The sequence below is a fragment of the Staphylococcus simulans genome (assembly GCF_025561465.1).
Lineage (GTDB): Bacteria > Bacillota > Bacilli > Staphylococcales > Staphylococcaceae > Staphylococcus > Staphylococcus simulans.
Map to the genome: position 1 here is coordinate 317190 of NZ_CP095100.1, position 14127 is coordinate 331316.

General features: G+C 38.1%; 2 protein-coding genes and 1 pseudogene. All 3 read left to right on the forward strand.

All coding sequences use genetic code 11. The annotated features are described in order from the left end of the window. Positions 1 to 285: 285 nt before the first annotated feature. Complete coding sequence (locus tag MUA87_RS01300; protein ID WP_262551153.1) at positions 286 to 11250, forward strand: Rib/alpha-like domain-containing protein; 10965 nt, start codon at positions 286 to 288, stop codon at positions 11248 to 11250. A 298-nt stretch (positions 11251 to 11548) separates the two neighbouring features. Next, entirely contained in the window at positions 11549 to 12379 is an 831-nt protein-coding gene (locus MUA87_RS01305; protein ID WP_023015618.1) for an AraC family transcriptional regulator, read from the forward strand. A gap of 195 nt (positions 12380 to 12574) precedes the next feature. Beyond that, positions 12575 to 12674: pseudogene (locus tag MUA87_RS12835) on the forward strand (YSIRK-type signal peptide-containing protein); the annotation flags it as partial. Positions 12675 to 14127 lie beyond the last annotated feature (1453 nt).

Consider the following 14127-nt stretch of genomic DNA (forward strand, 5'->3'; position numbering starts at 1 on the left):
AATTCATAGAAAAGCATATTTAATTCTCTTTCTGAGAGATAACTAAATTTAGATATGCGTTAACTAGTTTGGGTGAAATTATAACGTTTTTTTATAAAATAACATAAGGAAAACGAACCAAAAAATTGTTACGTACAATTAGATAAGTGTTATAATTTATTTGGTGCTATGTATGATGATAAGAAGAATACGAATCTGTAATTTTCAAAGAGAGCAAGAAGGGGTGAAAGGGATTATTCTTGTTATTATTTTGCATGCCTAAATTAAAATTAAGGAGTGTCTAGGTTGAAAGACGAACACACATCTAAGAACAAAGCATCTTTCCAACCGGATAGAAAAAACAAATATTCTATTCGTAAATTCACTGTAGGTACTGCTTCTATTCTAGTAGGAGCTATCTTATTATTCGGGGTGAATACACAAGATGCGAAAGCAGCTGAAACATCAACCACATCTACAGTTAACGCAACAACACCAGACAAAGACACTAATGTTGAAGTGAATCATGCAGATGCAGTTGTTAATGAAACTGCAGTAACTACATCATCTGAAATAACAACACCAGATGAAACTAAAGAAGTACCGAAAACAGAAGTTGAATCACTACCAACAAAAGCTAGTAATGATTCAACAGAAAAAGCAACTTCTGATCATCAAGAAGTTGTAGATCCAACAGTCGAAAAAGAAGCGACTGCAGCTCCAAAATCACAAGAAGTTTCAACAGAAACAGCTCCGTTTGAGACAAACACAACAGTTCAAAAAGTAGCTGAAACACCTAAAGTAGAAGTACCTCAATCTATTTTAGGCATTCAACAAGTTCAAGATTTGAATACAGCTGCTGAATTTTATGCACAATCTTCAGGCGTCTCTATAGAAGAAGCGCAGACTTTAATTCAAGAATTGAATTTAGACAGTCAAGCCACACCCGAAGAAATTCAACAAGCTTTACTTTATCAATTATCCCATGAATATGAAACTTGGTATAAACCTGCTGTACGTGAAGATTTGACTACAGAAGCAGAACAAGTGGCAGATAATCCAGACTTTGTAAAATATGCGGTAACACTTCCGATTGAACCGATAATTATTGATGCAGATGCGATTAAAAACGGTTATGTCCGTTCAGGTTCAGATGAATTAAGTAAAACTAACTTAATTTCCGGTCGTGCTTGGATGGCGGACCAAGGTATCCCATCTGTAGGTACAAATGGTTTAGCACCTGTACCTGTCAATACACCGGTTTATTTACAATGGATGGACAAAGATGGATCAATTTCACCAATTTATCGTGCATATACACATAATAAAAATCGTGATGACAGTGCACAAGATGGTCCAGGTGCCTTTGCCTTTGACTTAAGACAAGGTTGGACAGATGCGACAGGTAAACACCATGTATATAAAGCTTTTAAAGGACAAAAATATCGTTTTGCTATTCCAGATTTTACATTACCTAATGGCAACAAAGCGACAATGTTACGACAAGCCGGTGGATTCTATCCAGGTGTATTTGTAGACACATTTACTGATAACAATATGGGGCAAACTCCAGTAGTAGGTAAAAACATTGGCCGTACAGGTATTTTTATGGCTGAAGTGCCAGTCGGTAATTATATGACGAAACCTAAAAATCAATGGATTACAAGCGAAGGTAACCATAGTTATCCAGAACTATTAGCTGTTGATGGTTATAATGTCGTTCGTGGTAAAGTTTGGATAGAAAGCTCAGGTGGAGATAGAGCCAACTCAGCAACTGGTCCTAACTATAACCCAAATTTAGGAGATAGAGTCGCAGCGGGTTATAAAGTTGTATTAAGTTCATTAACTTCACAAGGTGCAGCAGCTTATAGAAATGAAGTACAACGTGTACCTGTACATGAACGTGCTGCAGCTGCGAAAAGATTATTAACTGCGCATCCAGAATATATTTCAGCTACTGTTGTTTCAGTGGTTGATGGAAATGGGGTTTACGCAGCTAAATTTCCTAATGGTACTTTGGATGTAGATCATATTTATGGTTTTGTGCTAAATACTAAAGGTAAACTCGTCCAAACGTATTCAGGATTTACCTCACCAGAATTTAGAAAAGCGAACCAAAATATCTCTTTCGTACCAATTTCAGCACCTTATTCAGGGGTTCAACAATGGGCGAATGTGAACTTTGCGGTAGTATTGAGTCCATCGGATACCATTGATCTTCATACTGTACCGTATAATGCGACAGACAACCCAGCAGCACCAGGCAGTCGTGTTAATGTTAAATTGCCTAATGGTGATGTACCACCAATGCCTACACACATCGAATGGAGAGATCCTAGCGGACAAACAGTGCATAGAGCTCCGGACTTTACAACGCCAAAACGAGGAGAACAAGTAAGTGGATTTACGATTCCTAAAGAGGCTCAGGAAGGTGATATTTATACTGCAGTACTTGTTTCTGGTGGTAACGATATCGCTGGTTCATCTGTAATTGTTCATATAACAGAAGCTAATAAATATCCACCAAAAGCGCAAACAGTTACTAAAGAATTCGGACAACCAGCAACTGAAGAAGATGTTATGAGTCATGTCACATTCCCTAAATATCCGACTCATCTTAAAAAACCTACAATAACAATAGATCATCCTGATAAATTACCTGATGGAAATACGCCTGGTAAAGTTCTAGTACCTGTTACTGTTACGTATCCAGATGGTTCTGTTGCGCACGTTAATGTACCAGTAGTCACAAAAGCACAGTCTGATAAAGACAAATATACGCCAACTGCAGGCTCAGTTGAAAAAGACTTCGGTCATAAAGCAACACCTGGTGAAATCACAGGAAAAGTATCTGTACCAGACTTCCCAACTGGAGGTAATCAACCAACTTATACAGTGGATGAAACAACAATTCCAGATGGCCAAACACCAGGAACAGTGAATGTACCGGTGACTGTACATTATCCTGATAATTCTTCAGAAGTTATTGAAGTTCCGGTTACTACAAAAGTACAACCTGATAACGATAAATATCAACCGACAACTGAAGCAATCCATAAACCATTTGGTCAAAAAACAGATGAAAATGAAGTGAAATCAAAAGTTTCTGTACCTAATTTCCCAGGAAATGGTAATCAACCGACTTATACAGTAGATACTTCAACAATTCCAGATGGTCAAACACCAGGAACAGTAAATGTACCAGTGACTGTACAATATCCAGATGGTACAAGTGAAGTAGTAAATGTACCTGTTATTACAGGACCAAAAGATTCAGATACGTACCAACCAACTACAGGAGAAATTACAAAACCATACGGTCAAGCAACAACAGAACAAGAAGTAAAAGATAAAGTCACAGTACCGAATTTCCCTAAAGACAAAGGCACACCAACAATCACAGTTGACACAAGCAAGTTGCCAAATGGTCAAACAAGCGGTGAGTTCCAAGTCCCTGTCACAGTGACTTATCCTGACAAAACAACGGACACAGTGAATGTCAAAGTGACAGTAGGAGTTCAACCTGATAATGATAAATATCAACCAACAGCAGGAGAAATTACAAAACCGTATGGTACACCAACAACATCAAATGATGTAACAGGAAAAGTAAGTGTTCCAAACTTCCCTAAAACAGGTGCACAACCAGTCATTACTGTTGATACAAACAATTTACCAAACGGTCAAACAAGTGGCGTATTCCAAGTCCCAGTCACAGTAACATATCCAGATAAAACAACAGATACAGTGAATGTGAAAGTGACAGTCGGACCGAAAGACTCAGATACGTACCAACCAACAACAGGTTCAATCACAAAACCATACGGTCAAGCAACAACTGAACAAGAAGTAAAAGATAAAGTCGCAGTGCCGAATTTCCCTAAAGACAAAGGCACACCAACAATCACTGTTGATACAAACAACTTACCAAACGGTCAAACAAGCGGTGAGTTCCAAGTCCCAGTTACAGTGACTTATCCTGACAAAACAACAGATACAGTGAATGTGAAAGTGACAGTCGGACCGAAAGACTCAGATACGTACCAACCAACAACAGGTTCAATCACAAAACCATATGGTCAAGGTACAACAGAACAAGAAGTAAAAGATAAAGTCGCAGTGCCGAATTTCCCTAAAGAAAAAGGCACACCAACAATCACAGTTGATACAAGCAAGTTGCCAAACGGTCAAACAAGCGGTGAGTTCCAAGTCCCAGTCACAGTAACATATCCAGATAAAACAACAGATACAGTGAATGTGAAAGTGACAGTCGGACCGAAAGACTCAGATACGTACCAACCAACAACAGGTTCAATCACAAAACCATATGGTCAAGGTACAACAGAACAAGAAGTGAAAGATAAAGTCACAGTACCAGACTTCCCTAAAGACAAAGGTACACCGACAATCAAAGTCGATAATCCGGCACAAATTCCAAATGGTCAAACACCGGGAGAAGTAGAAGTTCCAGCCACAGTAACTTATCCGGATAAAACAACAGATATTGTTAACGTGAAAGTGACAACAGGACCAAAAGATTCAGACACGTATGAACCGACTACAGGAGAGATTAAAAAACCATACGGTACACCTACAACTGAAGAAGATATAAAAGGAAAAGTAAGTGTTCCGGACTTCCCTAAAGAAGGCGATCAACCAGTTATTACTGTGGACACAAGTAAAGTGCCTGATGGTCAAACAAGTGGTGAATTTGAAGTTCCAGTTACAGTCACATATCCAGACAAAACAACAGACGTTGTGAAAGTTAAAGTAACAGTTGGACCAAAAGATTCAGTTACGTATGAACCTATAACACAACCAATAGTAAAACCTTTTGGTACACCGACTACAGCGGATGAAGTTAAAGGAAATGTTACAATTCCAAACTTCCCTAAAGAAGGTACTCAACCAGTTATTACTATCGATGACGAAACAAAAGTACCAAATGGTCAAACACCTGGCGTATTTGATGTTCCTGTAACAGTCACTTACCCAGATAAAACAACTGATAAAGTCACAGTTAAAGTTACAGTCGGCGAACAACCGGATAACGTGAAATATGATCCTAAAGCCGGAGAAATCGTTAAACACTTTGGTGAAAAAGCAACACCAGATGAAGTGAAATCAAAAGTGACCGTTCCAGGTTACCCAGAAAATGGTCAACCATATACAGTGACAATAGATGAAACAAAAATTCCAGATGGTCAAACGCCAGGAGAAGTAGAAGTTCCAGTCACAGTGACATATCCAGATAAAACAACAGATATTGTCAATGTAAAAGTTACAACTGGACCGAAAGATTCAGATACGTATGAACCAACAACACAACCAATCACAAAACCATTTGGTCAAGGCACAACAGAACAAGAAGTGAAAGACAAAGTCACAGTACCAAACTTCCCAGCGGATAAAGGTACACCAGTAGTAACAGTGGATGATCCAACGAAATTGCCTGATGGAAATACTCACGGAGTATTCGATGTCCCAGTGACAGTCACTTATCCAGATAAAACAACAGACAAAGTAACAGTTAAAGTGACCGTAGGGGAACAACCGCAAAAAGATATATATGAACCGACAACAGGAGAAATCACAAAACCATACGGAACTCCAACTACTGAAGACGAAGTAAAAGGCAAAGTAAGCATTCCAGACTTCCCTAAAGAAGGAAACCAACCAGTAATAACGGTTGACACAACGAAAATTCCTAATGGTCAAACAAGCGGTGAGTTCGAAGTCCCAGTCACAGTGACTTATCCAGATAAAACAACAGATACAGTGAATGTAAAAGTTACTGTTGGACCAAAAGATTCAGACACTTATGAACCAACAGTTCAACCAATCACAAAACCATACGGTCAGGGCACAACAGAACAAGAAGTGAAAGATAAAGTTACAGTACCAAACTTCCCGGTGGATAAAGGTACACCAGTAGTAACAGTAGATGATCCAACGAAATTGCCTGATGGAAATACTCACGGAGTATTCGATGTCCCAGTTACTGTTACTTATCCGGATAAAACAACAGATAAAGTAACAGTTAAAGTCACTGTAGGCGATCAACCTCAAAAAGATATATATGAACCGACTGCGGGAGAAATCGTAAAACCGTACGGAACTCCAACTACTGAAGACGAAGTAAAAGGTAAAGTAAGCGTTCCAGATTTCCCTAAAGAAGGAGACCAACCAGTTATTACGGTTGACACAACTAAAATACCTGACGGTCAAACACCAGGTGAATTCGAAGTTCCAGCGACAGTCACATATCCGGATAAAACAACAGACACAGTTAATGTGAAAGTAACAGTAGGACAAAAAGATTCAGACACTTATGAACCGGTAACACAATCAATCACTAAACCATACGGTCAAGGCACAACAGAACAAGAAGTGAAAGATAAAGTGACAGTACCAAACTTCCCAGCGGATAAAGGTACACCAGTAGTAACAGTGGATGATCCAACTAAGGTTCCAAACGGTCAAACACCGGGTGAATTCGAAGTTCCAGTGACAGTCACATATCCAGATGGCACAAAAGATCACGTAACAGTCAAAGTTACAGTGACTCCACAGCCGCAAAATGATAAATATGAACCGACTGCAGGAGAAATCACAAAACCATACGGAACTCCAACTACAGCGGATGAAGTCAAAGGCAAAGTAAGCATTCCAGATTTCCCTAAAGAAGGAGACCAACCAGTTATTACGGTTGACACAACTAAAGTCCCTGACGGTAACATAAGTGGAGAATTCGAAGTTCCAGTAACAATCACTTATCCGGATAAAACAACAGATGTTGTGAAAGTTAAAGTAACAGTAGGTCCGAAAGACGCTGATACTTATGAACCGAAATTTGAAAATATCACAAAACCATACGGTCAAGGCACAACAGAACAAGAAGTGAAAGATAAAGTGACAGTACCTAACTTCCCAGTAGATAAAGGTACACCAGTAGTGACAGTGGAAGATCCAACTAATTTACCTGATGGAAATACTCATGGGGTATTTGATGTGCCGGTTACAGTCACTTATCCAGATGGTACAAAAGACCATGTAGTAGTTAAAGTTACTGTAGGCGATCAACCAGATAATGTGAAATACGATCCTAAAGCAGGAGAGGTAACTAAACATTATGGTGAAACAACAACACCTGATGAAGTAAAAGGAAAAGTTACTGTTCCAGGATATCCAGAAAACGTCCAACCATTCACAGTGACAGTAGATGAAACAAAAATTCCTGACGGTAAAACAAGCGGTGAGTTTGAAGTGCCAGTCACAGTCACTTATCCAGACGGTACGAAAGATCATGTGGTAGTGAAAGTCACAGTGACTCCACAACCGCAAAATGATAAATATGAACCGACTGCAGGAGAAATCACAAAACCATATGGCACAGCAACTACTGAAGATGAAGTCAAAGGTAAAGTAAGTGTTCCGGATTTCCCTAAAGAGGGCGACCAACCTGTAATCACAGTGGATACAACAAAAGTACCTGACGGTAAAACAAGCGGCGAGTTCGAAGTTCCAGTCACAGTGACTTATCCAGATAAAACAACGGATACAGTGAATGTGAAAGTAACAGTCGGTCCAAAAGATTCAGACACTTATGAACCAACTGTCCAACCGATTGAAAAACCATTTGGTCAAGGTACAACTGAAGGTGAAGTGAAAGGCAAAGTGACAGTACCGAACTTCCCAGCAGATAAAGGAACACCAGTAGTAACAGTGGATGACCCAACTAAAATTCCGAACGGTCAAACACCAGGTGAATTCGATGTGCCAGTAACGGTGACATATCCAGACGGTACAAGAGATCATGTAACAGTCAAAGTTACAGTGACTCCACAACCGCAAAATGATAAATATGAACCGACTGCAGGAGAAATCACAAAACCATATGGCAGCGCGACTACTGAAGATGAAGTCAAAGGCAAAGTAAGCGTTCCAGATTTCCCTAAAGAAGGAGATCAACCAGTTATTACTGTAGATACAACGAAAGTACCTGACGGTAAAACAAGCGGCGAGTTCGAAGTTCCAGTCACAGTGACTTATCCGGATAAAACAACGGATACAGTGAATGTAAAAGTTACGGTCGGTCCAAAAGACTCCGATACTTATGAACCAACGACTCAACCAATCACAAAACCATTTGGTCAAGGTACAACTGAACAAGAAGTCAAAGACAAAGTCACAGTACCAAACTTCCCAGCTGACAAAGGAACACCGATAGTAACAGTTGACGATTCAACAAAAGTACCTAATGGTCAAACACCGGGCACATTCGATGTCCCAGTGACAGTCACTTATCCAGACGGCACAAAAGATTACGTAACGGTTAAAGTTACAGTGAATCCGCAACCACAAAACGAAAAATATGAACCGACTGCGGGAGAAATCACAAAACCATATGGCACACCAACTACTCCAGAAGAAGTTAAAGAAAAAGTAAGTGTTCCAGACTTCCCTAAAGATGGTGGCAAAGTTGTTGTTACAATTGATGACCCAACAACAGTACCTAGTGGAAACGCATCAGGAGTCTTTGAAGTACCAGTAACGGTGACATATCCAGACGGCACAAAAGATCATGTAACAGTTAAAATTGTTGTAACACCACAACCAGAAAACGCTAAATATGAACCAGTGTCTAAAGATATTGAAAAACCATATAATCAACCAACAACTGTAAACGAAATCGTAAACCAAGTAACTGTCCCTGATTACCCAACAACAGGTAATCAACCAAAAGTTACTGTAGATAACCCAGCATTAATCCCTGACGGCAAAGTTCCAGGTGAATATGAAGTACCAGTAACGGTGACATATCCAGATGGCACAAAAGATCATGTAACAGTTAAAGTTGTTGTAACACCACAACCAGAAAATGATAAATATGAACCAGTATCTAAAGATATTGAAAAACCATATAATCAACCAACAACTGTAAACGAAATCGTAAATCAAGTAACTGTTCCTGATTACCCAACAACAGGTGATCAACCAAAAGTTACTGTAGATAACCCAACGCTAATCCCTGATGGCAAAGTTCCAGGTGAATATGAAGTACCAGTAACAGTCACTTATCCAGACGGTACAAAAGATCATGTATCTGTGAAAGTAACAGTAGGTCCGAAAGATTCAGATGTCTTTGAACCAGTAGCTGGAAAAGTTGAAAAACCATATGGTACACCAACTACAATTGAAGATGTTGTTTCTAAAGTAACTGTACCAGGCTATTCTAAAGTGGATAATCCTTATAAAGTTACTGTAGACAATCCATCTGTATTACCTAATGGAAACACACCAGGTGTATATGATGTTCCAGTTACAGTGACATACCCAGATGGTTCGACTGACCACGTAACAGTTAAAGTTACGGTTAATCCACAACCAGAAAATGATAAATATGAACCAGTATCTAAAGATATTGAAAAACCATATAATCACCCAACAACTGTAAACGAAATCACAAACCAAGTAACTGTTCCAGGTTACCCTGATACTGAAAATCCATATAAAGTTACAGTGGATAATCCAACATTAATCCCAAGTGGTTCAATTTCAGGTGTGTATGATGTACCAGTAACAGTCACTTATCCAGACGGCACAAAAGATCACGTATCTGTGAAAGTGACAGTAGGTCCGAAAGCTTCAGATGTCTTTGAACCAGTTGCTGGAAAAGTTGAAAAACCATATGGTACACCAACTACAATTGAAGATGTTACTTCTAAAGTAATCGTACCTGGTTATTCAAAAGTGGATAATCCTTATAAAGTTACGGTAGATAACCCATCTGTTTTACCTAATGGAAACACATCAGGTGTATACGATGTTCCAGTTACAGTGACTTACCCAGATGGTTCGACTGACCATATTATTGTGAAAGTAGTCGTTGGTCCAAAAGATTCAGATACGTATGAACCGACAACTCAACCAATTGAAAAACCGTATGGCAGTCATACAACGATTGATGAAATTGTAGGTAAAGTAACTGTTCCAGGTTACCCTGATACTGAAAAACCATATAAAGTTACAGTGGATAATCCAACATTAATCCCAAGTGGTTCAATTCCAGGTGTGTATGATGTCCCAGTAACAGTCACTTATCCAGATGGCACAACTGACCATATAAATGTCACAATCACTGTTTATCCGCAACCAGATGCTGATATATACAATCCTGGATATAACGATGTCCAAGTGAACCCTGAAGAATCTATTGAAATTCCTCAAGTCAAAGACGATGTTCCAACTGGCACACGCTTTGAAATTCCGAGTGAATCAGGAATAGATAAAGATTGGACAGTTACAGTAAATCCTGATACTGGTAAAATTACAGTTACAGTACCAGAAGATGCTGCTGAAGGAGATGTTGTTACAGTTATAGTTAAAGTGACATATCCAGATGGTTCAACAGAAAATGTTACTGTTGATGTCACAGTACATGATTCAATTGCACCAGAAGCACCAGTTGTGAACCCGATTGAAGCAGGAGACAGAACTGTCACAGGAACTGGAAAAGAACCAGGTTCAACTGTAACAGTGACATTCCCAGACGGATCTACTGTAACAACTAAAGTAGATAAAGATGGTAATTGGAAAGTAGATGTTCCTGAAGCTGTAACATTGAAAGATGGAGACAATGTGAAAGCAGTAATTACTGATGAAGCAGGCAATGTTTCAAAAGAAACAGTAACACCAGTTAAAGATACAGTTGCACCAGAAGCACCAGTTGTTAATGTAATTCATGCTGGAGATAAAGTAGTCACAGGTACTGCTGAACCAGGTACAACAGTTACTGTAACGTTCCCTAATGGCACAGTAGTTACAGTCAAAGTTGGACAAGATGGCACATGGTCAGTGGATGTTCCTTCTGATGTAATGTTGAAAGATGGAGATAAAGTAACTGTAGTTGCTACTGATGAAGCAGGTAATATTTCTAAATCATCAACTGCAATCGTAGTAGGCGACAAAGAAGTTGTACCTGCTCCGAATAAAGAAAAAATTAATACACCAGAATCTGGTGGAACAAACACAATTGATACGAACACAACTGATGGAAACAATAAATCTTCTAAAGTTGGAGTATCAACAGTGAAAGATGAATCTTCAAATAAAACAGCTGACAAATCAAAAGCAAAATCAACTGCTAAAGCTTTACCAGATACAGGTAAAGACACTGTTAATAGCGGCGTATTATTTGGCGGATTATTCGCAGCCCTAGGTTCAATCTTGTTATTCAGAAGACGTCGTAATCACGATGACAATAAATAAAACTAAATCATAAGTAGTTTTTAGACCGTACACTTTATTGGGTACGGTCTTTTTTATGCATATAGGGAAATCCCCGATTTTGTAATTTAGTACAATTGAATTTAGAAAAAAGTATTCAAGTTTTACGATTAATAAGCTATGATAAACAAAGTTAACTCTCATAAGAGCCCCTTTTTAATTCCTAACACAAACATTTTCTAGTTTGTTTTGACACTTTTAATTCACTTCTAACTATCACTTTTTAATTCATTTTTTAGACACCTTTTTCTTAATTTTATACTTGATAGGAGAATCAATGATGGACTATACCTACAATATTTTTACTTCGTCCGTATGTAATTTTGACTTAATGCACGACAACCAATATATTACTGTGTACTTTGTGATAAGTGGTTTGGCTAAAGTAACTATTGATGAGATCGAATTAGAATATGGAACTGGCGATATATTTGTCACAACCCCAGAAATGAAATACTCACAGATCCAAAGTATCGATGGCAGTATTGTTTGCCTCTCTATCAATAAAGTACACTTCAATAAATATTATTTAAGAAATGCGCGTAACATCACTAAAACAGACCAAACACAGCTTAGTATGAAAAAAGCGTTTATGAACTATATTCGTTTTATGTATGAAGAAGATTTATTTATGGCTGATATCAATATCATTAAACTCATTAATTATTTGCATATATACTACAGCGAAAGTGAAAGCTATGTTTTTAATTTCACTACAAATGAGAATGTGTTAAAAGCTGTTTCACACGTTAATCATAATTTTAAAGCACCATTAAAGTTAAGCGATGTCGCGCAAGTACTTTATGTAAACAGTAGTTTTCTTTCGAGAAAGTTCAAAGAGGAGATGCAGATAGGTTTTAATGAATATGTAAGACGACTCAAGCTATATAAATTAGCAGAAGAATTACTCATCCGCGGTAATGAAAATGAGTTATGGAAAGAATATAATTTTGCGAGTTATCGTACATATTTAAAAAACTTTAAAAACCAATTTCACATGAGTCCCAAAGAATTTATCAACCAAGCTCAATATTATAAACGGGCAGAAAATATGATATCTGAATTGATTTATAGAGAAGCTTTGTCCTATTTAGAAACAGTAAACAACTAAAAATTTAAGGGATATTCATCGCTTGCACTTTTTTTACTTTTGACATGCACTTTTTTTACTATTCCTTTGATGTCTATTTATTTTCGAAAAAAATCAGTTAATATAAATTTTGTTCTCTTAAAAAGAGGATGTAAGCAAATGATTTTTAGAAAAGAACACTCAGCATATAGACACAGACACATCGGAGGAACAACAATGAAACAACCCAATCGTAGACTTGATTTTTTGCCTAATAAGCAAAACAAGTACTCTATCCGTAAATTCACGGTAGGAACCGCTTCTATCCTTGTAGGAGCAACACTCATGTTTGGCCTCAGTCATGACGCCCAAGCAGCAGAAGAACAAACATCTAGTACAGACACCACTCAAACTCAGTCTGAATCACCAAATCCTAACTCAGACACAACGTCTCAACCAACCCAAGAGACAAAAACAACAGCAGTCGTTACACCACCTGTAACAACAGAAGCTCCTGCCTCTGAAAATACTGCACCTCATAATCCAGAATTAAACCAAACAACATCAGAAGCACCGACAACTATAGAACAAGCACCACAACCAGAAGAAACAAATCCAACAGCAAAAGACACAACTCCAGAATCAACACCAACGATTGACCCAACATCAGAATCAAATCCAACGATTCATACACGCGCAAAGCGTTCATTAGACACAGAACCACCAGTTGAACAAGTTGAAGCACCCGTTAATAATGAAACGTACAATGGAAAAATCATTGATTATACTGGTAGCGATTTAGTGAAGAAAGTAGCGAATCCCGGCGTTGAAACAGCGCCTTCAGAAATCAACTTCTCACCTAAATTTGTAGATGGCAGAAGTAAGTCATATGCGTTTATCGTTAAGAAAGACAAAACAGTTCAAAAACATCTGACTACAGCAAATGGCCACGGTAATATTCACGCCTACTTTGGCGATTATATTACTTTAAATAAAGATAACTCTGAAGCTTATGTTTATTTCAGCAGCTTAGGTGTTGCAGACGGACACTCAGTAGATGCATTAGCACACATCGTTGTTAACACAGCTAAATCGAGTGATGTGAATCAAACAAGATACTTCTTAACGTCCGGCACAGATTTACTATCAATGGTTTCATTAGCTGGTGGAGGATCAACAGCGACTTTAAACTTTTTAAAGAACACTGATCAAACAGTCATCGACAAACTTTATAACTCCGTTTCAACTAACGATACAATCACACATGTATTAGATGAGCTAAATAAAATTAAAGGTGATGCAGAGCGTGTTAACGGCTTATTTAACATTTATGATTTAGATGACTATCGCACAAATTTAGATACAAGAAAATCTGTTACTTTTAATCGTGATCAAATAGAAAAACTATATGTTAGCAGTAAAGAAAGACATGTTGCTTCTTCAAATCTTGAATTAAAAGATGGAAAAGTGATTATTTCATCAGGTCAGCATCCTTATGGAGAGAAATACGGATTCCCAAATAGAGTAACGGTTTCTTATTTAAACCAAAGTGAGATTACTTACTCTATGACAGGACAAAATGCCAGTGGACCAGCATTCCATCCAGAAGGTTTATTGTTAGTACCGATTCAACCTTTTTCAACAAAAGATAACCCAAACTCAAAAGGTGATGGCGCAATTACGTTACTCCAATATCTACCTGACAGAAAAGTAACACAGCCTGAAACATTGCCTACAAAGCTAGAAATCAAAGCAGTATTTCCTGATGGTGTTAAAGCGTCATTAACTCC

Excerpts from the sequence above, each read along its gene's own strand:
- MUA87_RS01305 (WP_023015618.1), top strand. The coding sequence starts at position 11,549 with ATGGACTATACCTACAATATTTTTACTTCGTCCGTATGTAATTTTGAC.